The sequence below is a fragment of the Mesorhizobium sp. M1328 genome, from assembly GCF_040318075.1.
Taxonomy (GTDB): domain Bacteria; phylum Pseudomonadota; class Alphaproteobacteria; order Rhizobiales; family Rhizobiaceae; genus Mesorhizobium.
In genome coordinates this window covers 30,620-56,223 of the sequence record NZ_JAMYLO010000016.1, presented here as the reverse complement: position 1 = coordinate 56,223, position 25,604 = coordinate 30,620, and the positions used below count along the sequence as shown (strand labels likewise).

Genomic DNA, 25,604 nt, shown 5'->3' with positions numbered 1-25,604 from the left:
TGTCAGATTGGCTAAACAGCTAAGGCAAACAGCTGATCTTAGAACCGCAGCCGGGCCATGCTCAGGAGGTCGTGGTACTGCCCGTCGGTAAAGCCGGCCTTCACATGCCGGCCTTCGATCTCAAAGCCGTGGCTTTTGTAGAGACGGAGGGCCGGTTCGTTGTCGGCATAGACGGTCAATTCGACCCGCTTCAGGGCGCGCCAGTTGTCGGCTACGTCAAGCAGCGCGCTAAGTATGGCAGACCCGATACCTTTGCCGACAAAGGCATCGTCAAGGCCGATATTGATCTCGCCGATGTGCGAACGGCGCGGCGAACCCTGCACGACCAGGCTGCCATGGCCGACGACCTTGCCGTCCAGCTCGGCAACGATCCAGGTGGTTTCCTGGCCGGACTTGGCGATGCGCCGCGCCACCTGCTCCACCATCTCGAAAGGCATCCTGAGAGTGCCCCAGCGGAAGCCCGGCATGTTGAAGATAGCGCAAAGCGCCTCCGCATCGCTTGGCCGGACGGACCGGAGCAGCGGCTGGATTTTCTCGGAGGGTGGCGAGGTCGTGCTGGTCATGGCGTTCCCGGCGAAGGCAATCGGCCCGGTACGATGCACCGGACGTCACCTGAAAATCCAGCCGTCTCTGCAACCTATGATGCCGATTGCGAGCTAAAATACCGGGAGGCGGTGTAGAGTTTGAAGACGCCGCTGATGCCGATCCAGCCGAAAAGGGCGAGCCAGCACAATGTCCCGGTCGCCGTCCAGTCGATGCGGTGCACCGCAGCGTCGGTGATGACCACGCCGAGGATGGCAAGCAGGCCAACCAGAAACTGCGCCAACCCGAGCACCAGCAGTTCCTCGCGCGGGGCGCTTCTCCAGACGAGATATGTACCGCCCGCACCGGTGAGGAAGATGGCGCTGTAGACCTGAGCGTGGAAGGCATCGATCGGCCATGGCCAGATGCCACTGAATGTCAGGGGAAACAGCAACAGGCCGACGCCATACAGCCCAAGGATCGCGGATTCCGCCGGCATGTAGCCGCGCCATGCGGGATTCAAGGTCACGCCTTTTGCAGAAGGACGGGCCCTGGCCCGCCACAGGAACAGCCCGGATACCGCGACGGAAGCAAGATAGACCAAAAACCACAGCCAGGGCGCTTTGCGTTCGAAGTTGAAATAGCCGAGATTGATGAACGAAGCCACCGACACGATGACGGTGAAGATGAAGGCCATGACGAGCACGAGCCTGCCGGGCGACCAGCGATTCCAGACCAGCAGTGCCGCCATCACGACCATTTCGGCGGTGTAGAAGCCGCCGAGGAAGCGCGCATTGAACGGCGTGACGGCCCAAGGCCAGCCCGGTTTGACCAGAACAGGCACGAAAAACAGGCCGGCGCCTACGATCAGGACGATGATGACCACCACAGAGAAAAGGCGCAGGGCCGCGGGAAATGGCGGGTTGTCGGATGTCGGCATGGGAGAAAATCCCAAAGATGAATGCTCCATGGAGCATCATAGTGCTGCTTGCGGCCGGTTAAAATCCGCCGAATGGAATTGAACGGTCACCAGGCTTAGCCATTCGAATGGCCGTACGGTCCGTTTCGAAGTAAGATGGAGCAGTCGGACCAAAGACCGGTCGGGTCAAAACGCCTCGGGGCGCATTTTCCGGAGCCTGCACGATGAACGAAGCTCAGGATCTGTTCTCGCTTCTGCGACAATCGGCCGATGTCGATCCACGGGCGATCGACGCGATCAAGCGAACCATCGCGGAGGGCGAGGACCGCGAACTTTGCCGCATCAATGCGCCAGCCTTCGCCAGCAAGCATGGCCTCGACGAGGAACGCGCCATAAGCGCCTTTCTCCATGCGGCACGGGTGGGCATCTTCGACATTTCCTGGAATGTTCTGTGCCCCGGCTGTGGCGGCGTGCTCGACACCAACGCCACGCTGAAAACCCTGCAGAAGGACGAATACACCTGCGCGCTGTGCTCCGAGGGCTATTCGCCGACCCTCGACGAGATGGTCGAGGTGACATTCACCGTCAGTCCCCGCGTGCGCAGGATTGCCGCCCACAATCCACACGAACTGCCGTTGGTGGAATATTTCCGCCAGATCTACTGGGCGTCCGGCGTCGATCTGCCGGAAGAGGATTTCGCGAAAAAGATAGAAGCGTTCTCGCTGGAGGATATCGAGCTTGCCCCCGGTGAAAAGGCGGTTCTGCCCATACAGCTTCCGTCTGAATTCATCATCGTCTTCGAGCCGGTCACCCATTCAGCGCAGTTCATCGACGGGAAGGGCGAACCAACAAAGGAGCGCCGGAGCCTCTCTTTGGTCTTCGATCGCGACCATGTCCAGAACCAGACGCTGGAGATGCAACCCGGCCCGTTGCGCATTTCGCTGGAGAACAGGACCGACACCCGCGTGCTGCCGACGGTCTTCATCGCCGGCCAGGTATTGCATGATTTCCTGGGTAAACGCCGGCCCTTCCTGACCGCCAAGCGCCTGCTCACCAACCAGACGTTCCGCGATCTCTATCGCACGGATACGCTCGACATCAATCAGCGCCTGAAAATCACCAGCCTGACCTTCCTGTTCACCGATCTGCGCGGATCGACCGAGCTTTACGAGCGGGTGGGCGACCTTTCAGCCTTCGATCTCGTGCGCGAGCATTTCCAGGTTCTGCACGAGATCGTCGCGGCGGAGGCAGGCGCCGTGGTGAAGACGATCGGTGATGCGGTGATGGCGACCTTCGCGACGCCTGATCGTGCGATTGCTGCGGCCCTCAGGATGCGCGATGCCATGCGTACGCTCAACGACAAGAGCGGGCGCGAGGATCTGCTGCTCAAGATCGGAGTCCATGCCGGCCCCTGCATCGCCGTATCTATGAACGAGCGACAGGACTATTTCGGCCAGACGGTCAACATTGCTTCGCGGGTCCAGAACCTTGCCAACGCACAGGCGATCTTCGCCACTCGGGCGGTGGTCGACGACAATCTCACCGCCGATCTGTTGCGCAGGAACGCGCTGACGCCCGTGCCCCACGATGTCTCGCTGCGCGGCATTGAGCGGGAGATAGCAGTCTATACGATCCCCTGAAGACTTGGCCCCTGAAGATTTGGGTCGTCTCGGCCCCTCACACGCGCCTACAGATAAAATAACGATCGGCGGGCACCGAAGGGGGCAGCGGGAGGCGTTGCAACTGCGGGTGATCGAGCGGCATGCCGCTGACCGCGATGCCGCCGACGCGAAGCAGGCGCGCGGTCAGATCGGGAAGCCAGGTAAGGGTCACTGCATCGCGATCTTCATAGCCAGTGCCGATGTCGGCATGAACAAGAGCGGCGTCGATGCCAATGAACCTGCTCGCGGTCTCGCGTATTTCGCCGAGCACGAGGTTTTCAGCTTCAGGAATTGAGCTGGCGTGTGCGGCAAGTGCGCGGTCGAACGCTACGATCCGGCGCCCGGGCAGGCGCTCCCGCAGATGGTGGAACGTCCGGCCATTGCCGAGGCCGAGCTCGAGCACGGGTCCCTCCATCTTCGCCACCTCGGCGCAGACATGATCGAGTATGTCGCGCTGTGCGGTCATCCTCCGGATGAAACTGTCGAGGCGACTCATGTGCGATTGTATGTCCTGAACCAGTCCACGAAATCAAATGCCCCCGACCAGAGCGTTTCGCGGCTGAAACCGGAGGCCGACGTGTTAAACCCCGATCGAGTCTTGCCGCGTGTAGAGGCGAACGATGAACACTGCAACAAGCGAACAGGCTGCCGACAAGGATCGTACCGGGTGGAGTCGGCGGCACTGGCGCGGCGGAATAGCGATGTCACTTGTACGGGTCCGCGGCGTCCCGCAAGCCGTCGCCGAGGAAGTTGAACGCCAAGATGACGAGAACGACGGGGAGCATCGGCAAAAGCAGCCATGGATAGAACGCGATCACGCTGACGCTGCGCGCCTCGGTGAGCAGGATGCCCCAGCTGGTTATCGGTGCCCTCAGGCCGAGCCCGAGGAAGCTCAGCGCCGTCTCGCCCAGGATCATGCCGGGTATGGAGATCGTCGCCGTCGCGATCAGATGCGACATGAAGCCGGGAATGAGATGCCGCCCGATGATGCGGCTGCTTCTGGCGCCCATCAACTGCGCGGCCAGAACGTAATCCTCCTCGCGCAAGGCTAGAAGCTTTGAACGCACGGCCCGCGCCAGTCCGGTCCAGTCGAGCAGCCCGAGGATGACGGTGATGCCGAAATAGATCAGGATCGGACTCCAGGTTATCGGCATGATCGCCGCCAGAGCCAGCCATAGCGGAATGCTGGGGATCGATTGCAGAACTTCGATTATCCGTTGAACGATCAGGTCGAAGATACCGCCGTGATAGCCGGCCAGTCCGCCGATGACAATGCCGAGCAGGAAGCTGAAACTGATGCCGACGAGGCCGATTGTCAGTGAAATGCGTGCGCCATAGATGATGCGCGAGAGCACATCGCGCCCCAGCCTGTCAGTGCCGGCTAGAAAGAGCTGGCCGTTTTCGGCGGGGCAGACAAAATGCCTGTCACCTTCGATCAGGCCCCAGAACCGGTAACTGTCGCCCTTGCAGAAGAAACGGATCCGCTGAACATCATCCTGTCTCTCGATGTAGTTCCGCTTGAGCGTGTCCATATCCAGCCTCATCTGGCGGCCATAGACGAACGGCCCGACGAACTGGCCGTTGTGGAACAGGTGCACCCGCTGCGGCGGCGAATAGATGTAGTCCATGTTGCGCGTGTGCAGATCGTAGGGCGCCAGGAACTCGCAGATCAGTATCCCGAAATAGAGCGCTGCCAGGAATATGCCGGATACAAGGGCAAGCCGGTGCCGACGGAATTTCCACCACATCAGCCGCAACTGCGACGCCTGAAAGACCTTCTCCTGCTCCGGCGTCATCGCCTCGACGGACTGCAGGTCAAAGGGCTCGATGGAAACGTAGTGTTGCAGTGGGGCACCCGGAGCGGGCAGCGGCGATTGCGTGTTCATTTGGTGCTGCCGCCTTGCAAACGAATTCGCGGATCAAGTAGCGCCAGCGCCAGGTCGGAAATCAGGACGCCGATGACCGTCAGGAAGGCGAGAAACATCAGGAACGACCCTGCCAGATACATGTCCTGGCTTTGGAGCGCCTTGATCAGCATCGGCCCGGTCGTTTCCAAAGACAGCACGATCGCCGTGATTTCGGCGCCGGAGATGATGGCGGGCAGGATAGAGCCGATGTCTGAAATGAAGAAATTGAGCGCCATGCGCAGCGGATATTTGACCAGCGCCCTGAAGGGATGAAGGCCTTTGGCGCGCGCGGTCACGACATATTGCTTATGTAGCTCATCGAGCAGATTGGCGCGCAGCCGCCGGATCATGCTTGCCGTGCCCCCGGTGCCGATGATCAAGACCGGGATCCAGAGATGGGCGAGGATCGACTTCGCCTTGGCCCAGCTCATCGGCTCGCCGAGATATTGCTGGTCCATGAGATGGCCGATGGACGTGCCGAACCAGATGTTGGCGAAATACATCAGGATCAGCGCCAGCATGAAGTTCGGAATGGCAAGGCCGAGAAGGCCGAAGAAAGTCAGGCCGTAGTCGCCCCAGCTGTATTGATGCGTGGCGGAGTACATGCCGATCGGAAAGGCGATGAGCCAGGTGAAGATGATCGTGACGAAGGAAACCAGCACCGTCAGCCACATTCGGTCCCCGACGACGTCGCGAACCGGCAGCTCATATTCGAAGGAATAGCCGAAATCGCCGTGCAGCATCCCGCCGACCCAGTAGAAGTAGCGAATGACCGGTGGCTTGTCGAAACCATATTCCTTGCGCATCATCTCGATGCGATCGGAATCCACCGCTTCGCCCTGAGCCCGAAGCTCGGCAACATAGCTGTCGAAATAGTCGCCTGGGGGAAGTTCGATGATCGTGAACACCAGTGCCGATATGACCAGCAGCGTTGGAACCATCACGGCGATGCGCCAGACAAAATATCGAAGCACGCTCAGGACTCTCCAAGCCAGAATGTATCCGGCATGTAGACACCGAAATAGGCGGTCGGGTCGTAGCCGTAGAGCGCCTTGTCAGGCAGATTGCGCAGCCGCGAGGATGCCAGAATCGGCTGATGCGTCCCGTTCACCGTGCCGATCGAAAACACCTGATCGGTATAGATCGACAGCATTGAATTCCAGATTTCGGCGCGCTCCGTGGCTTCGGTCGATGCGTTCCAGCGCTTGAGCAAAGCCATCAACTCGACCACAGGCGGAAGATCGGGCGCTTCACCGACCTTGCCACGGGACAAGTAGTGAGCACCCCAGAGCGGCCATTGCAGCTGGTCGTCGACGGTGGGGGCCAGTTGGTACGGGTTCATGTCGGCGGTCGGCACACCATTGTCGATGCCCGACCACATCGACATCATGATCTGGCCACCAAGCGCGCGGCTGCGGAAGATGTCGCGCTGCGAAGTCCGGATGAACAGGGCGATGCCGATCTTGCGCCAGTGATCGGTGATGAGCTCGAGCGCGTCGGTTTCCAGCGTGCTTTCGCCGGCCGTTTCCACTACCAGCTGCGCCGAGCGTCCGTCGGGAAGTATCCGCAGGCCGTCATCGTCACGCGCCTGAAGCCCGACCTCGTCGAGCAGGGCATTGGCCTGGTCGGGATCATGGGCGACCCAGGCTTTCGCGAATTCCGGCCGGTAGAGCGGGCTCTCAGGCAGGACCGTATCGGCACTTTCCTGCGCTAATCCGTAGAACACAGCCAAATTGATCTCGCGCCTGTCCACAGCGAGCGAAAGTGCGCGGCGCACCCGCACGTCACGAAAAAGGCCACGCCACACCTGGTCGGCACAATTCAGATTGGGCAGCAGCGCCAGCCGCGAACCCTGTGTGCGTTTCCAGAGATGCATCTTCACCGGGTAGCGCTTCTCCGTATCCTTCAGGAAGGAGTAATCGCTGAAGTCAATTCCCATGGCTTGCAGGTCGCTCTCGCCCGCACCGGTCTTGGCGGAAATGATCGCCGACGAGCTGACATTCATGACAATCCGGTCAACATAGGGCAGTTGCCGGCCATTCTCGTCTATTCGATGAAAGAACGGGTTCCGCTCGAAGACGAACTGCTCAGCCGGCGGCTTGGTCCGGTTCTGCCAGGGATCGAGCGTCGGCAGTTCCGGGTTCTCCGGGCGATACTGCCGCGACATGCGGATATGCAAGAGCGTCCATTTCTGGGCCCGGTTCTCCTTCATTAGGCCGGCGAGCCGGAATGGATCCTGGTATTTCTTGTGGAACTGCTTGAGATAGGCGGCTGGCAGAACAAGCGATAGGGGCGAAGCAGCGGCGAGCTTGGGCAGGAAGTCGGGATTGGGCGCATCCCAACTATAGCGGACCGTCAACGGATCGACGATCTCGAAGCGTGGCGGCTTGCCGTCCGCCAGCAGGGCCGGGGCGAGCCCGCCTTGCGAAAGCTCATCGTTCAGCCAGACATCTTCCCAGCAATAGCGAAAATCCTCCGACGTCAGCAGGCTACCGTCAGACCATTTATGTCCTTCTCGTATCTTGAAAGTGAATACACGATCATCCGCTACATCGAAACTTTCGAGAATGTCGGCTTGCAGGTTAAGCTTTTCGTCATAGCCGACCAGGCGAGCGTACCCGTAGATCGTCATCATCCGGATATCTTTCTGGCTGCCGATGATCGTGCGCAGCGTGCCGCCATATTGGCCGGGCTGCCGGCCCATCGCAGCGAGATTCAACGCGCGCGGGCGCTTGGGCAGGCGTTCGGCGAGTGCCGGCAGCGCTCTGGCCTTCAGCTGCGGCTCAAGAAATTCCGGCTCCAAATCGCCGGCGTGCAACGTGCCCGGCAGAAATGCCGAAGCCATGAGTCCAAGGACGGTGCGCCGGCTGATCAATGGCGTAGCTCGCTGACATCGGCCGAACGTCGGGCCAGCACGAGGTGGCCGCCGCCAAGATCGAGCGGCGACAGCATATCCTCGTCGCCCTCGTCGCGGAATTGCGGCCCCCATGCGCTGGTGTCGGAAGCGCCGCTGAGTTTCAGCGTCTTGAAATCCATCGGCCTGTCGAGATCGGGGAAAGGTACTGCGGCGACCAGTGAGCGCGTGTAGGGGTGGATAGGTTTCCTAAGCAGAATTTCGCGCGGCGCGAGCTCGACGATACGCCCGCCGCACATCACCGCGATGCGGTCTGCCATGTAGTCCACCACCGCCAGGTTGTGGGATATGAACAGGTAGGTCAGGCCCAGCTCCTTCTGCAGGTCCTTCAGGAGGTTTAGGATCTGCGCCTGGACAGAGACATCGAGCGCCGAAACCGGCTCGTCGCAGATCAGGAGTTCAGGCCCCAGCGCCAACGCGCGCGCGATGCCGATACGCTGACGCTGCCCGCCGGAGAAACTGTGCGGATAACGCTTGATGAAGCGCGGATCGAGCCCGATTGCCTCCATCAGGCTCTTGACCGTGGCGAGTCGGGACGCGGCATTGCCGCGTTGATGGATTTCCAGCGGCTCGCTCAAGATGTTCTCCACCGTCATGCGAGGTGAAAGCGACGAAACCGGATCCTGAAAGACCATCTGGATTTTCGCGCGCAACAGGCGCAGCGCGTCTCCCTCGGCTTCCAAGACGTCGATCGGACCATCCCGGCCGTTGAAGATCACAGAGCCGCCGCTAGGGGTGACAGCCCGCATGAGGATCTTGCTGACGGTGGTTTTGCCGGAGCCGCTTTCGCCGACAAGACCCAGGCACTCACCCCGCCTGATATCAAAGCTCACGCCGTCCACGGCGCGAACAGAGGTTTGATGATCTCCGCCGAACCATCCGGACTTGCGGATCGTGAAGGTCTTTGTCAGATCCCTGACCGACAGCAGGAGGTCGTCCGGCCCCTTCGATGCCGGCGCCGTCTGCTTGCCGAGCAGGTTCCCGACATTCACCGGCACCTCGCGGAGCGCCTTTAGCCTTTCGCCGGGCTTCAGGTCGAAATGCGGAACGGCTGCCATCAGGCCCTTCAGGTAAGGGTGGCCTGGCCGGCGGAATATCGCCTCCACAGGTCCCGCTTCCATGATCTCGCCATGGTACATGACCACGACCTCGTCGGCGACATTGGCGACTACGCCAAGGTCGTGTGTGATCAGCAGCATCGCCATGTTCAGCTTCGTCTGAAGCTCGCGCAGCAATTGCAGGATTTGCGCCTGGATGGTGACGTCCAACGCCGTCGTCGGCTCGTCGGCGATCAACAGGGCGGGCCGGCAGATAAGCGCCATGGCGATCATTGCGCGTTGACGCAATCCTCCCGAAAGTTCAAAGGGATACATGTCATAGGCGCGCTTGGGGTTGGGAAAGCCGACAAGTCCGAGCATTTCCTCGGTCCGCGCCTTGCGCTTCACCCGAGCCATGGGCGTATGAATCTGCAGGGATTCGCTCACCTGATTGCCGATCGTATGCAGCGGCGACAGTGATGTCATCGGCTCCTGAAATATTTTGCCGATGCGGCTGCCTCTCAACGCCCGGATTTCGGGTCCGTCACGCGGCATCTGCAGGATATCCTGCGTCGTGCCGGGCTTTTCAGGATCGGAAAACAGGATACGGCCGCGAACATGGGCTGTGTTCGGCAAAATGCCCATCACTGCCTGGCTGAGAACCGATTTTCCGGAACCGGACTCGCCCACAAGCGCGGTAACCTTGCCGGGCAGGACGCGAAGATTTGCACGCCTGACGGCATGCAACGGTCCCCCTATAATGGCAAAAGAGATGCCAACATCCTCGATTCGCAGCAGATCAACGCCCAAATTCATTCTCACACCAGCCCCCACTCTGGCAGGTCCAGAAGGCGAGACTACCGCATTGCCAGCCTAGAGCAACTTGGATTCGAACAGTCGCCAGTTCCCTGGCGGAACCGGCGACCGGACTGCATACCAAACGCGTTCGGATCAGATCGTGGCGGTTACTGGAGCTTCCTCGGGTCGCCCGCCGACAGCCGCGCGGCATCGCGATGAAGCAGCATGACCTGCTCGGCGTCCGATATTCGGTCGTAAATCGGCTCCAGCGCACCGTCTTCATCGAGTGCGAGAGCACCCGACAAATCGGGTGAAAGCACCGTCAGCTTCTTCTTGGTGCCCGCCAGTTCCTCCTTGCCGAGCGTCAGCCAGCTATTGGCGCTGCAATAGCCGGCGAAATCTTCGCTGGCGAGAACGCTGTGCGAATATTTCTTGGTCAGGGTCTGAAGGCGCTGGACCTCGTTTACAGCCGAGCCGAAGGCAGAGAATGTGAGCCGGTCGGTAAGCCCGACATTGCCGAACATCACATTGCCGACATGCAGGCCGATACCGAATTTAATGTCGCCCAACCGCTGCTCCTTTCTGCGCAGATTGAGATCCATCATGCGCGCGGTGGCCTTGTGCGCTGCCGCAAGGGCAGCCCGGCAGGCGATCTCGGACTGCGCACGGTGCCTTTCGCAAGGGTAGACGGCAATGAAGCCATCCCCCAGGAAACTCATGATCTGCCCGCCTCTGCGATTGAAAGGTGCAGCAATGGCATCGAAAAACTGGTTCAGCGTATCGATATAGATTTCGCGGCCGGAGGTTTCGGCAAGCCTTGTCGACCCGCGCATATCGGCCATGACCAGTGCAGCCCGGATTGTGTCGCCCTCGCCGCGCTTGATCTGGCCGTCCAGCACCCGCCTGCCGGCGTCGCCGCCGAGATAAGTGGTCATCATGTTGTCGGCAAGCTTGGTGAGCACCGCCATCTTGGTTGCGATAGCGAGATGGTTCTGGATCCGCAGCAGCGCCGAAATCATGTTGTCGCTGAAGCCTGCAGCACTGTCGGTGGACCAAGACCCGATCATGCCCTGACTGGTGTTGCCGCTGAAGGGATGGACGAAAGCCATGTAATCGGTGACGCCCATAAGCTTGAGGTCATCGAAAACAGGAAATTCCGACGGCACCGACGGGTCGAGCCGGCGCCGCAGATGGTCGAGCTTGTGGCTGAGCAGATGGTAGTATGGGCTGGTCAGGAATCTGTCGGAAGGAACGCCGTCCTCATGGCGGAAGCCTTCCACTTCCAGGCCCTGGCCGCGGAGCCAGGTGAAGCCAAGCGCGTCATAAAGCGGATGGAGCATCGAAAAGCTCAAATGCACCCGCTTCAACGGCAGGCCGGCAGCAGCCAGCCGTTCACAAAAGCCCTTTACCAGTGTCTCCAGGTCGTCGCCGGCCAACGCCGATTGGGTCAGCCAATCGGCAACCTTGTCCATGAGAATGGCAGAAATTTCTGCTTGCGCTGTGCTCATGCTATCTCGAAATCTCCTTGATTCGCCACAAATTCGCCGGCTCGGACGCCGTCAGGCCTTCACCACCGTCTCTCGGGCTAGCCCGAGGCGGCCAAAAATATTGCGTGTGTCGACAATCAGTAGAGCGTGATCCGCGATCGCCTGATAGTCGATCGCGTCGTGGTCGGTTGCAACGACGACAGCGTCGAAATCCTTCAAGGCCACGTCGGTCAATTCGACCGAGCGACGCCCCTTGATCGCCATATGCTCCCGTGTGGTCGGGATTTCGGTAACATGCGGATCGTGGAATTCCGCCTTGCCGCCCCATTCCTCGATGAGTTCAATGAGCCGCAATGAGGGGCTTTCGCGGATGTCGGGCACATTCTTCTTATAGGCGAGCCCGATGATGAGAATGCGCGAGCGGCTGAGCGCCTTGCCGCAGCGCTGGTCCAGCGCCTTCGCCAGTTCGTCGACCACATGACGCGGCATAGCCGTGTTGATCTCTGCCGCCAGCTCGATGAAGCGGGTCGGCAGTTCGTATTCGCGCGCCTTCCACGTCAGGTAGAAGGGATCGATCGGAACGCAGTGCCCGCCAAGTCCAGGGCCAGGATAGAAAGGCATGTAGCCGAAGGGCTTGGTCTTTGCCGCCTCGATCACCTCCCAGATGTCGATTCCCATCGCACCGAGCAAGACCTTCAACTCGTTGACGAGGGCTATGTTGACCGAGCGGAAGATGTTTTCCGTCAGCTTGACCGCCTCGGCGGTCGCCGTGGTGGAAACCGGAACGACGGTCTTGACCACGCCCTGGTAGAAAGCCTGCACGAGCGTCGCCGCTTCGATGCCGTCACCTGCCACGACCTTGGGAATCGTCGCGACTTCAAAGCTGCGGTTGCCGGGATCCTCGCGTTCGGGCGAGAAGCCGAGGAAGAAGTCTATCTTCGACCGCAAGCCCGTTTTTTCCAAGATGGGCTTGATCACGTCGTCGGTGGTGCCAGGATAGGTAGTCGATTCCAGCACGATCAGCTGGCCGAGACGTAAATGCTTCGCGATGGTGCCTGCCGTGTTCCTGACAAAGGAGAGGTCCGGCTCGCGGTGTTTCGTCAGCGGTGTCGGAACGCAGATGATGATGACATCGCAGACGGCCAGTTCGGCAAAATCCGCAGTGGCGCGGAACCGTCCGCTCGCCACCTGGCCGGCAAGGGCTGTCGACGTCACCGCCTCGATATAGGATTGGCCGTTGTTCAGGCTCTCGACCTTCTGGGCTTCGACGTCGAAGCCGGAAACCGGGAAGCCGGCGCGTGCGATCGCAACCGCCAGCGGCAGCCCGACATAGCCCAGTCCGATCACGCCGACTTGCGCGGCACGCGTCGAAATCCGGTTCAGAAGACGGTCATATGTCGATCGTGAGGCGTCCAAAAATCTGCTTCCCGTCAATTCGGACAGGCTGTCCGCGCCCATGGCGAGGCTCACCGGTCCCAAGAACCCCGAGGCATATTGCGGAAAATCGATGTCCGCAAGCCGTCAGACCGGCACCTTCGCCTTCAGGCTTGCGGCAGCCATCGCATAGCCGCCGGCGGCGCCATCGATGAAATGAACGTGATCGCGCTGCAGCGGCGAGGCGACGAGGCATGTCATCAAGGCCGATTTCTGGCGGTGCAGGCCATAGTTGCAGATGCCCGCCTCTTCCGCCTGCTTCAGCCGGTTCTCGATCCGTCGCAACACATCCGCGTCAACGTCGATGGTCATCTTCAAGCCGTCGTCGAACTTCCGGAAATCCGAATTGCTGGCCACGTCGCGTTTGTAGATCTTCGGATCGAATCTGCCGATCGTCCAGCCATATCTATCGGTGACGGCCGTAAGCGTCATCAGGAACACTATCCACAGCTTCGACAGCCACCGCCGTCCTGCCGGCGCCGTGGCACGCGCCTCGATATCGAGGCCGGCGGGCAGCACACTGTAGTCCGGCCCGTTCACCGGCACCGGGTGGCCATCGCGTTCCTGCCTGCCGGCAAGGGCGATGATGTCGGAAACCAGAAACTGAAAACCGCGCAAGTCGCGCGACGCCCCCGGTATGGCTATGATCGAGACGATTTCGCCATGCCGGGCTTCGATCGGGTTCCAGCGGCACGAGAGGCCGGTCAGATCCGGCCGCGTGCCGGCCGGCGCAGGATCGATGCGGTAGCGCCCCGCTTTCATCTCGGCTTCCGCCCAACTGCCGCCACCGCCGGCGAACATGGCATAGAAGACCGCATCGGAGGCCTGGAACCTCGCCACGCGAACGTCGAGGCCTTGCGCTCTTATATCCTTTATCGGCACGATTGCGGCACGCAAGGTCAGATCCAGTTCGTCCGCCACCCATCTCTGGACAGCCGCCAGCGCGTTGCGGGTGATCTCCAGCGCCGAGCCGGGAAACGCCACGAGCGCGCCGTCGCCGCCGAAGACAAAGGGAAGATCTTGCCTACCCAGCGCATTGAGCAGCGCCGAAATGACGCTGGCGCCGGCCATATTGACGGTTTTATAGCGCCCCGCCTCGATCGCCTTGGTCGAGCCGACGATGTCGGCGGTGGCCAGCGCCCAGTTATCGGGGAGAGGCCGATAGTTATCGATATCGGCAACGCTTTCGAACTTTGCGAAGACCGGCAGGGAAGCGACAAACGGATCGGACGCGGCAACTGTTTCCATGAGCATCAGATAGCACATTCCACTGCTTGAAGGTGAAGTCGATCATGCTTCGAAATTGACTTGCGCAGGCTTTCCGATGATACGGTCCGGCGATGCGAATTGCTTTCTACGCGCCGCTAAAGTCACCCAACCATCCCGTTGCCTCCGGCGACCGCCAGATGGCACGGATGCTGGTCAAGGCGCTGGAGCATGGAGGGCATAGCGTCGAACTGGCATCCGAATTACGCTTCTATCTACGCGAACCGGATTCGAAAAGTTTCGATGCGCTCAAGATCGAGGCCCGGGAGGAAGCCGCGCGGCTGGCAAGGCTTTGGGATCGTGACGGCAAGCCCGATCTGTGGTTCACCTATCATCCCTATTACAAGGCGCCCGACCTGATCGGGCCCGAGCTGGCGTTGGCCTTTGGTGTCCCCTATGTGACAGCGGAAGCCTCATATTCGAGGCGGCGCAACACCGGTTTGTGGGCCGATACGCAAGCGTTGGTGGCGCGAGCCGTCGAACAGGCGGCGCTGAACATCTGCTTCACGCAAAGGGATCGTCAGGGACTGGCAGATGCGATACCCGACGCCGCTTTCGGCATGCTTTCGCCCTTCATCGACACATCGGTATTCCGGGAAACGCCGGCACGGGGTTGTCCGACGCGCCTCGTTACCGTCGCCATGATGCGCCCGGGCGACAAAGTCGAAAGCTATCGCATGCTGGCGCAAGCGCTCGGTTCGATCGGTCACCTGCCCTGGACCATGTCGGTCGTCGGGGACGGACCTGCCCGCGAAGAGGTCAAAGCGCAATTCGCCGGCTTGCCCGCCGACCGTATCGAATGGCTTGGCGCGATTGAGCCAGCCGCCGTGCCGGATGTCCTCTACAGTGGGGGAATTTACGTCTGGCCGGGTTTCGGCGAAGCCTTTGGCGTTGCCTATCTTGAAGCACAGGCCGCCGGCCTTCCGGTTGTGGCTCAGGACATCGCCGGCGTGCCGGAGGTCGTGCGGGATGGCCAGGCCGGGTTTCTCACCCCGCCGGGCGATGTGGCGGCGTTCGCTTCTGCCATTGAAAGGCTTCTGGCCCGTAACGACGAAAGATCCATCATGGCCACAGAAGCCAGACGTTTCATCCTCGTAGAACGTTCTCTCGGTGCTGCGGCGGCGCGTCTGGCCGAACTTCTCGCGAAGATCCCGGTTTCATGACATCCGACCAGATCTGGCAACCCTTGGTGGAGGAACTGGCGAGCCGGCAACGGGCGGACCGTAAGGCAGAGTTCTGGCTGCGCGACGATGACGCCGTGGATCCGACGCCTGCGCTTGATCGGCTGCTCGACCTCACCGGTAAATTCGCGGTTCCGGTGACTCTGGCCGTCATTCCCGCCCTGACCGACGAGAAGCTTGTCGTTCGGCTTGACGAGGCGCCGCATGCCACGGTCGCCATCCATGGCTGGGCGCACCGAAATCATGCGCCCGAGGGCCAGAAAAAGCAGGAGCTCGGCGCGCATCGGCCACGCGAGGCGGTGCTCGATGATCTGGCTCGCGGGCTGTCGCACGTAACCGGCCTGCACGGCGCACGTGCCGTGCCGATGCTGGTGCCACCCTGGAACAGGATCGACGCCGGCTTGGTATCCGACCTTGGATCGATAGGATTTGCGGCATTGTCGGTCTATGGGCCGCCGAGGCGGGCTTCACTGGCGGTCATCAACAGCAATGTCGACATCATGGATTGGCATGGCACGCGCGGCTGCCGCGATCACGGCCTATTGGTTCAGGCTATCATCGCGCAATTGCAGCATGCATTCGATGGCGGCGAACCGGTCGGCCTGCTCACCCATCATCTCGTACATGATGAATCGGCCTGGCTTTTCCTCGAACGGCTGTTCACCGTCACCGTACAGACTGAAGCCTGCGCATGGCTTCCGATCAGGACATTGATCGGGCGCAGCGCCGGTAGAGCAATTCCAGGAAAAGTGTGAACGGTTTTCCGTCCGGAATTGCGTCAAAACAAAGAGATAGAGCGCTTCGCCGTTTCTGTGAAACGGTGAAGCGCTCTAGAGGAAAATAGCTCAGCGCTTTTTGCGCAATGAGACTGGAAGTTTGAGCGTCTGGCCATCCCGCGCGGCAAAAGCGCCGGTAAACCTGTCCTTGGCCAGTTTCTCGATCTTGTCCAGTTCCTTGTCGGTGCGTGTCGGATCGTGGTGAAACAGCGCAAGCCCGCGCGCACCGGCCGCCTCACAGAGCTTGACGCCCTGTTGCCATGTCGAGTGCCCGTAACCGCGGCGGCGTTCCATTTCCTCCTCGGTGTAGGTGCAATCGTAAATGACGAGGTCGGCATCTTCGATCAGGCCGAGCACCGCCTGATCGAGTTTGTCCGGCTCGTGCTCAGTGTCTGTGATCACCGCCACGACGCGGCCGCCCCATTCGACCCGGTAGCCTATGCAACCGCCCGGATGGATAAGACTGCCGGTTCGGACCACCACCCCTTCGCGCGGGCGAAGCACGTCTCCGGATACGAAATCGCGATAGTCGAGGCTTGCCTTGCAGATCTCCAGTTTCACCGGAAACCACGGCGGCCGCATGAACTCATCGACCATCTGCCGGGTCGTCATGTGTCCTGCAAGATGCCCGGACCAAAGCGTAACCTTGACGCCCGGGTCATAGATCGGCGCAAAAGACGGCAGCCCGATGATGTGATCGTAATGGCAATGGGTGAACAGCAGGTCGAAATCGGTCACGCCCAACGCCTGAAGCGCCCCGCCGGCAGGCCGTAGGCCAGAGCCTGCGTCGAACAGAAGCGTATGCTTACCGCATCGCATCTCAATGCAGATTGAGTTGCCGCCATAGCGAGAGAATTCTGGCCCTGATACCGAAATGCTGCCGCGGACACCCCAAAACCTGACCAGGAAAACGTCGTCGACCATGCTACCCCTTCGCCCATCTTAGCCAAACAACTGCTGCTACGCGAGACAGGCTTTCTCCGGGTGACCTTCTCAGCAAGAGGACAGTGCCATCACGACGACGAGGATCGAGCGCACGTCTTCGTTATTTGGCACTTCGTGCGTCGATCAGATCCGCGGTCGTATGGCTTAGGCGATCGGCAAGAACCCGCAATATCTCGATGGTCATTTCCGGGAACTCCCTCATAAGCCTCAGGAAATGATCCTTGCGGATTCTCAAGACTTCCAGCGGACTTGCCGCTCTGACGGTGGCAGTGCGGGAGCTGTTGCACAATATGGCGATCTCGCCAACAATCGAATTTGGCTCCAGTTCGGCAACTTTTATCGGCCCGCTGTCGGAATCGACCAGAATATCCGCCCTGCCTGAAAGGATGACATAGGCGGCGTCTCCCTCATCGCCCTGCCGGAAAAGGATCTGGCCGGCGCTGTAGCTGACACGATCGGATGTGAACGCAAGCAGCTTGAGCTTTGTCGGCTCGATGGCAGAGAACAAGGGAATGCGTTGCAGCATTCCAACTTCATCCTTGAGCAGCATTGTCGCAAACCTTCCCAAAATTCGCGTTTGCCAGACTAGAGCAACGGACGCCCAGATGGAATCAATTCTCTTTTCGGGATGGCGAGACAAACCACGCGAAAGGTGGCGAGCCCGATGTCGTGCACCGGCAGAATGATCCCATCTGAATGTCCGTTGCTCTATGACAGCAGTTCCTTGAAGATACCGTTCCCTGCCAAAAGTGTCTCGTGTGTTCCGTCTTCCGCCAATTGACCCGAGTCGAAGACGATAACGCGATCGAACATCATCGCCATTGCCGGATTCGTCACGACCCACACAATTGCCGGCGAATGGCCGTCGCACCTGGCTTCCTCCAGCACATTTCGCAGCACCTTATCCTGCATGCGCTGGTCGAGCGCCGACAGCGGCCGGTTGAGAATGAGAAAATCGGGACGCTTGAGCAGGGCCCGGGCAACATCGAGCTTCTGTCGCTGTCCACCGGTCAGCCGCCTGCCGCCGGAGCCGACGTTGAAGTCCAGGCCGACATCCAGAAGTTCGGCATAAAGCCCCAGTTCGTCAAGAATGTCATAGACGATGGAGCGTATGCGGTCCGGCGCGTCGGGATGGTTGTTGCCCACACGCCCGAACAGGACGTTATCCATGACGGTGGCCGCGGCAATGTATTTGGCAGGATCATACCGTTCGACCGCATTGTGCAGTTCGGGCGGCAGGTTTTCATAGAACCGGCTGCGTGCAGCGACGATCTTGCTCATCAGCTCGTCGCTCAGCAGGCCGAAGCGGTGCCGGGGCTCGATGTAGGCAAAGCTCAAGGTGACGATCATGGCGCGATCGTTCTCCGAAACCGCCTCGTGAGGACGGTTCTTGAGCCGTTGCAGCAAGGTTTCGTAGGCGGGTATCTCCTCGGCGCTCATGAAGGCGAGCTGCTGGAAGAACTGGTGATCGGGCGGCAGGTCGGCAAACAGCTCGATCGCCTGTTTGGCGATCTCCAAGCCCATTTCGTAGAGCGTGCGGTCGAGGCCGGCTTGCCTCAGCACAGAAGCAAAATAGGGATTGGCCGCCAGGGCCCTGTCGGCCAGTTCGGGGCCGGCGGCAGCGCCGAAGAGCAGGTTTTGGCCGATCGTTGCTTCCTTGTTGTAGGCGCCCGGTTCGAAAGGAACCACCAGTCCGCTCAGCCCCTCTTGTTCCAGCCGGGTTCGCAGCGCCGCACGCAGTTCGACGATCCGCCTGGCAAGCTCCGTGTGACGCGTGAGGTCGGCCGAAGAGCGCAAGCCAAGATCCAGAATGTCGCGCGACAGAACAACCGCGTCGAGCACCCGGCGCACGGCTTCAAAGAGGTCGTGCGGGCCGGTAGCGCCAGCGGAAGCATAGTTGATCCAGTCGCTGTGGATATCAAGATCCGGATTGCCCGACCGGCGCGCCTCGTGGATGTTCCAGCGGTGCTGGTCTGCCGCAGCACCGTCATAAGGCACCGATGTCAGCGGCGCATGCTTCAACCCGTAGAGCAGGTTGTCGCGGAGGCTTGCCTGGAACAGGAAAACATCCGAAGAGGCATACGACATGCGCCGGCCGGTTACTGCTTCGGGGAGTTCAAGCAGGTCGTCGGTGCCCGAAGCGACCCTTCCGCTGTCCGGCCAGTTCAGCCGCGCGAAGGCTTCTGCAAGCGCCTCCGCTCCACCTGTTGCGGTACTGACCAGCGCCACCGTCTCACCCGGCTTGACCTGGAGGGAGATACGGTTGAGGAGCATTGCACCGCCATCGTCTGCTATGGACAGATTGATCGCCGACAGGGGGCTGGTCATCGGATCGGGATCGTCGATCGTCAATGCCCCGATTTTCGGCGCGATGAGACCCTCGACGGTGAACTGTTCAACGACCTGTTGATATTTGACCTGGACATCCTGCCGATCCTGATCCCAGTCGATCAGTTCCTTCATCGGTCCGGGCAGGTCCTTGTAGGCGCCGATCACGGCCACGAGCTGGCCGACGTCCAGCCGCCCCTGGATGACCAGATACCCGCCGATCATGTAGAACAGAAAGGGCGTGAGCTGCGCGAGAAAATTGTTGAGGAACTTCACCATGAATTTCCATTGGTAAAGATCGAAGCGGATCTTGAAGATGAGCCCGAGCCGGGCAGCTATGTCGGCGCGCTCGTAGTTTGATGTATCGTGGACGTGAACCGCGCCGATGCCGTCGACGATTTCGCCAACCCGGCCCGAAAGCGCGCGCGCCGTCAACTGCCGTTGGCGCCCGAGCACGATCAGCCGCCGCCGCATTCGCGGGATGAGCACGATCTGGATCACCACGATCACGACCGCTATCATTCCGAGCCAGACGTTCTGGATCATGATGAACAGCATGGCCGTCAGCGCCTGGCCGCCGAGCAGTACCGGCTGCAGGAAGGCGTCGCCGATGAAGCCGCCCAGCGGCTCCACCTCGTCCTTCACCATGGTCGCCACTTCGGCGGACTTCACCCGCTTGAAGTAAACCGGCGGAAAACGCAGCACACGGTCGACCAGATCGAAGCGGATACGTCGCAGCATGCGTTCGCCGAGGCGGCCCTTGTAGGTGTTGATGTAGAATTTGAACAGGCCGTTGATGACGACTAGCAAGAGGAACACGAGGCTCAGGGCAAACAGGGTCTCCGTGCGATCGAGCTGAAAACCGGAGAAGAACTGGACCTCTCCAATGAACGGCAGGTTATAGTGTAGCCTCATGAATGGCTGGGTCGCGCCCGGTTGCTCGAAGCCCCTACCTTGGATCGGGCCGTTGACGATCAGCTTCGGTAGGTCGAAGGACATGAAATACGGGATCATCGAAAGCACGACGATCATCAATATCCAGAGCTGCTGCTTCTTGGTGTGCGTCCAGATATAGCGGGCTAGGCTGGGTTCCATATGCGACTGCGGACCCTTCAGTTGAAAGGATGCAGGATGTAAAAGCACCTGCTGGCGAATGGCGTATCGGCAATTTCTTCGTCGCCAACGACAAGTTCGAAGCTGCTGTGCACGGACATTGTCCTGCGCTCAACGATGCAAGGGACCCGCGAGGCGGCGCGATCCAGTTCCGGCGCATGGTCGATGACAACGACACGGGCACTGTTGACCAGCGAAGAAAGCAGCTGGCCAAACGGTTCGCGGCTTCGGCAGGGTTTTGGCGAATAGCTGAGCAGCACGAGGCCGCAGCTGCGCGGCTGGTGCTGGTGGATGGACGCCGATGATCCGGACAGATGCAACAGGCTCTCTCCGGCACCGGGCAATAGCCAAGCGGCTTGCAGCATAATCACGTCCGCGGAATCAAACAGTCTTGCGGGAGGCAAGATTGCGTTGTGTCGCCCGAAATCCCAACATACAAGACAAATATGATGGATGTCACGCAACCACGCAATGCCGGTATGGACTGGCACGAGCAAGCCTTGGACCTCACGCGGGGAATTGCTGCTTATGTCAACTGCCCTCTCGTGGCAGGGCTGGCGCGCGTCGTCACCAAGCATCCGAAGGCCGATATCGCCAACGCCTTCAACCACAAGCAGGTCGCCTGCAAGATGTGGGCGCTCGACAGGCTGTTCGAAAGCTGCGGCGGCCGGTTCGGGCGCATATGGGTTCTGGGTGGATGGTACGGCGTATTGCCGGCAATGCTTTTCAACGACGCCCGCTTCGACATCGCGGCGATCGATAGCATCGACATCGATCCCGAAGTCGCGCCGGTCGCCCGGACCCTCAACCGGGAAGCCGGCGACCGGTTCCGGGCGCTAACGGCAGATATGTACGCACTCGACTATGCGGCCGGGCGGTCCGACCTGATGGTCAATACGAGCTGCGAACACATAGCCGATCTGCGCGCCTGGCTTGCTCTGCTTCCGCGGGGCACGAATGTACTGCTGCAATCGAACGATTATTTCAGCGAGCCGACGCACATCAACTGCGTGGCTTCACTTGCAGCCTTCGAAGCAATGGCGGCGCTACGGGAGGTGCGGTTCTCCGGCGAACTGCCGACAAAAAACTATACGCGCTTCATGCTGATTGGAACTGTTTAATGCATTTCGCCCAAAAGTGCGTAGCGGTTTTGGGACAACGACATGCATAAAAACAGGACTTGAAGCGCGTCGTACGAATCTCACCAGACGCGACGCGCGTTAGAGCAATTCCAGGAAAAGTGTGAAACGGTTTTCCGTCCGGAATTGCATCAAAACAAAGAGATACAGCGGTTCTGCGTGAAACGATGAACCGCTCTAGGATCTATCGTCTGTTTGATCATGAACTTTTCCGAAACCGGGCCCCACTTTTAGGGACCATGTTCGATATCGCTCGTGCAGGATTTGCGCGGAGCGACGCGCGCCTTCCAGATCGAGACGATGCGCAGATGGCGTCGGTCCTACAAGCGCCTGTTCGATCGCTTGCACCAAACCTTCAGGCGTTAGGTCCTTTTCCATCAGCACCGTTGCAAGACCGAGTTCTTCGAGCATCAGGGCGCGAACCGTCTGTTCGGTTTCCCCGCCGGCTGCGAATGGAACCAGCAGGGAGCGACAACCCGCGCGCAGGACATCGCAGACCGTGTTGTAACCCGCCTGCGAGACTGACAGGCACGCGCCGGTCAGCAGGCTAGCGAAATCCTCGCGGAACCGGAAGATGGACAGGCCCGGCGTGGCATCGCGTGCGATCGCGTCAAACTCGTCTTTCCGCAGGTTTGGGCCGGTGATCAAACACCATTTCCAAGCGTTGTTGGCATCCTGCGCCGCTGCGATGGCGGAGCTGACAAGGCTCTTTCCGGCAGCCCCGCCGCCAACCGACACCAGAACGTCGAAGCGCTCGGAGGCCGCGGGCGAGGGCGGCGCGGCAACGAGCCCTGTGTAGGTGACCTCGGCCCTGATCGCCCCAGCCAGTGGAAATGTCTTGTCGATGGTTGCGAAAGCCGGATCGCCGTGGACCATAACAAGGTCGAAATGCCTGTTGATGAGATCGACCGTTTCCTCGTTTCGGCCCGGCTTGACGCGCTCCTGAAGGATATCACGGACGGACGTCGCCAGCAGCGGTCTGGGCGACGTCGCGTCGATGGCCTCGATCAGCGGCAAGAGTTCGAAACGCATCTGCCGGCGTCCAAATGGAAACGCCTCGACAATGACGATATCAGGCCTGCAATCCCGGAATGCCTGCAGCAGCATCTCTGAACGCCATTTCTTGAAATCATCGTCGATGGGTTTGCCTTGCAGGTCGACAAGTCCGGAAAATCCTTCATCACCGGAGGTGACAGGTGGCAGGGTTACAGATTTTACACCGGGTCCCGGAAACCCGGCGATCGGCGCTCCGCCGGTCACGACGGTTACGTCAAACCCGTCATCGACCAGAGCCGCCGCAATGCGGCTGGCGCGCGCGAGATGGCCGATACCGAGCAGGTGCTGGACATAGAAGAAAGCGCGCAGCCGCTTCATTCGGCGGCCCGCCACTCCCGCTCGAACAGTTCCTTGAGCTGTCCAATGCTTGCCATATGATCGAAATTGCCGCGCACGCGCCGCTCTGCGGCGTCGCCGAGGCGGTCGCGCAGCACGGGATCACGGATCAGGCGCTCCAGCGCCTGTGCCAGGGCAATTGGGTTTTCCGTCGGAACCAGCAGCCCGGTTTCATCCGGCGATAAAAGCTCCGGCACGCCGGAAATATCGGTCGACACGCAGGCAAGCCGCTGGCTAGCCGCCTCCACCAGAACATTCGGCAGACCGTCCCGGTCGCCATTTGCAGTGATCCTGCAGGCCAGGGCGAAGATGTCGGCGCGGCGGTAGTGCTCAAGCACCTCCTCCTGCGCAAGCGCGCCTTTCCAAGAGACTCGACCATCCAGGCCGAGCTTTTGCGCCAGCGCCTTGAACCGTTCCAGTTCCTCGCCGCCGCCGATATGCTCGAAACGCCACGCCAAATCACCGGGCAAGAGGGCAAGGGCCTCCAGCAACGTGTCGTAACCTTTCTTTTCAACGGCGCGCCCGACACTCAGAACGATAACGGGTTCGTCCGGCGCCGAGCCGTCATGCTGCTTTCGCGCCTCGCTGAAACTGCCGAAGCGATCAAGGTCGAGCCCATGATAGCTCAGATGCACAGACGAGTTGCCGTTAGCGAGTTTTTTCAGACGGTCAAAGCCGGTTTTCGTGCAAGTGACCGTCCAGCGCGCCGAGGAAAGCTTCCCAGCCAGATCCCAGTCGGCCGAAGTCCAGATGTCCTTGGCATGGGCCGAGCAGCTCCAGGGCAGGCCACGAAGCTGGCTGGCATAGCGCGTCACCGATGCCGGTGTGTGCGCGAAATGTGCATGCAGCCAGCCCGCGTCTTCCGGCCACTCGGCCGCCAGCACGAGCGCTTGCCCGAAGCGGCGCGCGCGATTGCGCGTAAAGTCGCGGGGCATATCGGCAGCCAGCGATCCGAGCGCGCGCCAGAAGCCCGGCCGCAGCAGATAGGCAAACAGCGAGCGAAGCACGCGCAGCGGCTCTTCATGCAGATATTCTGGCAGATAATGGACGGGCGCTTTGATCTCGTCATGCACAGGGTGGCGTTTTTCATCGGTCGGCCGCCTGAGCGCGACGAGTATCAGGTCGAACCCCGCACGCTCAAGACCAAGGAGTTCCTGCGCGATGAAGGTTTCGGACAGCCGCGGATAGCCCTTCAGAACCACGACGATCTTGCGATGTTGCAACTCAGGTCATTCCTTCAATGACCGAAAGGTGATGGCCGGCCCGCCGGTCGAGCAGTTCCGCGACGATTTCGGAAATATGAGGCAGCCCTTCCAGCGTCAGATGCGGATTGCTCTGTGATGGGTGGGGCCGGTCCGGCAGCGCCACCAGTGCATCGGCAAACCGCTGGGAATCCTTGGCTTCCTCCGGCAAAAGCATCTCGATGAGGCCGAGTTCGGCTGCGCGCCGAGCGCGGATCAATTGTTCCTGGCGGGGCTCGACGCGCGGCACGATCAGCGCCGGCTTGTCGAAAGACAGTATCTCGCAATAGGTGTTGTAGCCGCCCATCGCCACTACCGCCTTGGCGCCGGCAATCAGGTCTTCCATGCGGTTGTCGAACTCGATGATCTTGATGTAGGGGATCTTGGACCCCTTCTTGAGCAGCTTGTTGCGCTTGCGCGCCGGCATGTAAGGCCCAAGCACGATCAGGGCTCTATGCTGCAATTGCGGATCCTGCTGATAGGCATCGATGACGTCGTGGATCAGTTCGGCGCCGTCACCGCCGCCACCGGTGGTAACGAGGATATAGTCGCCCTCTGGCCGGTGGCCGGGCAACTCGTTCCGCTGCAGGCTCCGTTGCAAGAAACCGACGAACCTCATCTTTGCCCTGACAGCCGGCGGCACATCCAAGCCGGTCAACGGATCGTAGAAATCCGGCGGGCCATAGGCCCAGACCTTGTCGTAGAAGAGGCCTATCTTGCGCATCACATCCTTGCGTGCCCACTCTGCTTCGAGCAGATGCGGCGCATCCATCACCTCGCGCAGGCCAAGCACCAGAGTAGTGCCCCGCGTCTTGAGGTAGGACAGCGTGTCCTCAATCTCACCGCGCAGGCCGAGCGGTTCCTTGTCGACGATGAAGATATCCGGCCGGAAGGTCTCAGCTGTATGGCGGATGATCGACTGACGCATCCTTAGCGTCTCATGCAGATCGATGTCCTTTTCCAGCGAGGTGTATTCGCCGTTGCGCAGCTTGATGACGCTGGGGATCTTCACGAAGTCGACACGGGCGCGGTAGTCGAAGGCGCCAGCGATAGTCGCACCCGAAATGATAAGCACCTGAAGTCCGCGGAAATCCTCGACCAGCGAATGCGCGATAGTCCGGCAGCGCTGCAAATGGCCGAGCCCGAACGTGTCGTGGCTGTACATGAGAATTCGAGCGTTTTCTGCGTGCTGGGTCATTGTTGAACGTCTCTTAGAATTCTCGCTTTGAGGACCGTGAGCGACCCGACGGCTTCGAAACCATCCTGGTTTTGAAACATGAGGCCGCGATTTTCAATTTGTATTACTTCTGTGGAATGCCTGTCAGATAACTTTCTGATTGCCTGAGTCCGAAACTAGATGGATTGGCGAATATCGCCTCGGCGGGAGCGGGCCGAGACTCCCTGTTGTTGTTTTGGGATGGATGGACGGGGAAAGCGGTGTCCAAAAGATCGGCAGAAGTCATCCCTCTTGATTCCAATAAGCTCCGGTCTCTCCGAACTCGATTGGTCTCGGAGCGGTGAAAGCGAATTCCGCTATCCTGCGC

Annotated in this window: 21 protein-coding genes; 5 read left to right on the top strand and 16 right to left on the bottom strand. The window is 60.3% G+C overall.

The window, feature by feature from the left end; all coding sequences use genetic code 11:
• Positions 1-38 precede the first annotated feature (38 nt).
• Both NKH23_RS24295 and NKH23_RS24290 read right to left on the bottom strand, forming a co-directional pair.
• On the bottom strand, positions 39-563 hold the full coding sequence (locus tag NKH23_RS24295) for a GNAT family N-acetyltransferase (protein WP_352715353.1): 525 nt from the start codon (positions 561-563) through the stop codon (positions 39-41).
• 74 nt (positions 564-637) lie between these two features.
• Positions 638-1,462, bottom strand: coding sequence for a hypothetical protein (locus tag NKH23_RS24290; RefSeq protein ID WP_352715350.1), 825 nt, complete (start codon positions 1,460-1,462; stop codon positions 638-640).
• A 203-nt stretch (positions 1,463-1,665) separates the two neighbouring features.
• Between NKH23_RS24290 and NKH23_RS24285 the strand changes: the two genes are divergently transcribed.
• A complete protein-coding gene (locus NKH23_RS24285; protein WP_353035498.1) occupies positions 1,666-3,081 on the top strand; it encodes an adenylate/guanylate cyclase domain-containing protein in 1,416 nt (471 codons plus the stop codon).
• Between the two features lie 37 nt (positions 3,082-3,118).
• On the opposite strand, the gene NKH23_RS24280 is transcribed toward NKH23_RS24285, so the two are convergent.
• From NKH23_RS24280 to NKH23_RS24245, 8 genes are all read right to left on the bottom strand, one after another.
• Positions 3,119-3,598, bottom strand: coding sequence for a class I SAM-dependent methyltransferase (locus tag NKH23_RS24280; RefSeq protein WP_352715347.1), 480 nt, complete (start codon positions 3,596-3,598; stop codon positions 3,119-3,121).
• Between the two features lie 208 nt (positions 3,599-3,806).
• Positions 3,807-4,988: an ABC transporter permease gene (locus NKH23_RS24275; RefSeq protein ID WP_352715344.1), complete on the bottom strand. Its 1,182-nt coding sequence runs from the start codon at positions 4,986-4,988 to the stop codon at positions 3,807-3,809.
• A complete protein-coding gene (locus NKH23_RS24270; protein WP_352570080.1) occupies positions 4,985-5,983 on the bottom strand; it encodes an ABC transporter permease in 999 nt (332 codons plus the stop codon). The genes NKH23_RS24275 and NKH23_RS24270 overlap by 4 nt, the downstream gene beginning before the upstream one ends.
• Positions 5,984-5,985: 2 nt before the next feature.
• The gene (locus tag NKH23_RS24265) at positions 5,986-7,884 is read right to left on the bottom strand and encodes an ABC transporter substrate-binding protein (RefSeq protein ID WP_352715342.1); all 1,899 of its coding nucleotides are present in this window, start codon (positions 7,882-7,884) and stop codon (positions 5,986-5,988) included.
• Positions 7,881-9,776 carry an ABC transporter ATP-binding protein gene (locus tag NKH23_RS24260; RefSeq protein ID WP_352715340.1) on the bottom strand — a complete coding sequence of 632 codons (1,896 nt, stop codon included), beginning with the start codon at positions 9,774-9,776 and terminating at the stop codon, positions 7,881-7,883. The genes NKH23_RS24265 and NKH23_RS24260 overlap by 4 nt, the downstream gene beginning before the upstream one ends.
• 149 nt (positions 9,777-9,925) lie before the next feature.
• Complete coding sequence (locus NKH23_RS24255) at positions 9,926-11,266, bottom strand: adenylate/guanylate cyclase domain-containing protein (RefSeq protein ID WP_352715338.1); 1,341 nt, start codon at positions 11,264-11,266, stop codon at positions 9,926-9,928.
• A gap of 51 nt (positions 11,267-11,317) precedes the next feature.
• Positions 11,318-12,661, bottom strand: coding sequence for a nucleotide sugar dehydrogenase (locus NKH23_RS24250; RefSeq protein WP_352715337.1), 1,344 nt, complete (start codon positions 12,659-12,661; stop codon positions 11,318-11,320).
• A gap of 105 nt (positions 12,662-12,766) precedes the next feature.
• Complete coding sequence (locus NKH23_RS24245) at positions 12,767-13,927, bottom strand: DUF3095 domain-containing protein (protein WP_352468858.1); 1,161 nt, start codon at positions 13,925-13,927, stop codon at positions 12,767-12,769.
• A 92-nt stretch (positions 13,928-14,019) separates the two neighbouring features.
• On the opposite strand from NKH23_RS24245, the gene NKH23_RS24240 reads away from it, so the two are divergent.
• The gene (locus NKH23_RS24240) at positions 14,020-15,108 is read left to right on the top strand and encodes a glycosyltransferase family 4 protein (protein ID WP_352715336.1); all 1,089 of its coding nucleotides are present in this window, start codon (positions 14,020-14,022) and stop codon (positions 15,106-15,108) included.
• The gene (locus tag NKH23_RS24235) at positions 15,105-15,881 is read left to right on the top strand and encodes a polysaccharide deacetylase family protein (RefSeq protein WP_352715334.1); all 777 of its coding nucleotides are present in this window, start codon (positions 15,105-15,107) and stop codon (positions 15,879-15,881) included. The genes NKH23_RS24240 and NKH23_RS24235 overlap by 4 nt, the downstream gene beginning before the upstream one ends.
• Positions 15,882-15,971: 90 nt before the next feature.
• Here NKH23_RS24235 and NKH23_RS24230 read toward each other — a convergent pair whose 3' ends face one another.
• The 3 genes from NKH23_RS24230 to NKH23_RS24220 form a co-directional block, all read right to left on the bottom strand.
• Positions 15,972-16,826, bottom strand: a complete 855-nt coding sequence (locus NKH23_RS24230; RefSeq protein WP_352912891.1) for an MBL fold metallo-hydrolase — start codon at positions 16,824-16,826, stop codon at positions 15,972-15,974.
• Positions 16,827-16,947: 121 nt separating this feature from the next.
• Positions 16,948-17,397 carry a cyclic nucleotide-binding domain-containing protein gene (locus NKH23_RS24225; RefSeq protein WP_352468857.1) on the bottom strand — a complete coding sequence of 150 codons (450 nt, stop codon included), beginning with the start codon at positions 17,395-17,397 and terminating at the stop codon, positions 16,948-16,950.
• 158 nt (positions 17,398-17,555) lie between these two features.
• Complete coding sequence (locus NKH23_RS24220; protein ID WP_352715332.1) at positions 17,556-20,270, bottom strand: ABC transporter transmembrane domain-containing protein; 2,715 nt, start codon at positions 20,268-20,270, stop codon at positions 17,556-17,558.
• 29 nt (positions 20,271-20,299) lie between these two features.
• Between NKH23_RS24220 and NKH23_RS24215 the strand changes: the two genes are divergently transcribed.
• Both NKH23_RS24215 and NKH23_RS24210 read left to right on the top strand, forming a co-directional pair.
• The gene (locus NKH23_RS24215) at positions 20,300-20,593 is read left to right on the top strand and encodes a hypothetical protein (RefSeq protein WP_352715329.1); all 294 of its coding nucleotides are present in this window, start codon (positions 20,300-20,302) and stop codon (positions 20,591-20,593) included.
• Between the two features lie 144 nt (positions 20,594-20,737).
• Positions 20,738-21,409 (top strand): class I SAM-dependent methyltransferase, encoded by a 672-nt coding sequence (locus tag NKH23_RS24210; RefSeq protein WP_352715836.1) that lies wholly within the window; start codon positions 20,738-20,740, stop codon positions 21,407-21,409.
• A gap of 195 nt (positions 21,410-21,604) precedes the next feature.
• Here NKH23_RS24210 and NKH23_RS24205 read toward each other — a convergent pair whose 3' ends face one another.
• Genes NKH23_RS24205 through NKH23_RS24195 form a run of 3 tightly spaced genes read right to left on the bottom strand, consistent with a single transcriptional unit; the run spans position 21,605 to position 25,258 of the window.
• Positions 21,605-22,801, bottom strand: coding sequence for a glycosyltransferase family protein (locus NKH23_RS24205; protein WP_352912890.1), 1,197 nt, complete (start codon positions 22,799-22,801; stop codon positions 21,605-21,607).
• Positions 22,798-24,042, bottom strand: a complete 1,245-nt coding sequence (locus NKH23_RS24200; RefSeq protein ID WP_352715326.1) for a glycosyltransferase — start codon at positions 24,040-24,042, stop codon at positions 22,798-22,800. Before NKH23_RS24200 ends, NKH23_RS24205 begins: the two co-directional genes overlap by 4 nt.
• A gap of 1 nt (position 24,043) precedes the next feature.
• Positions 24,044-25,258 carry a glycosyltransferase family protein gene (locus tag NKH23_RS24195; protein WP_352468839.1) on the bottom strand — a complete coding sequence of 405 codons (1,215 nt, stop codon included), beginning with the start codon at positions 25,256-25,258 and terminating at the stop codon, positions 24,044-24,046.
• Positions 25,259-25,604: the final 346 nt, after the last annotated feature.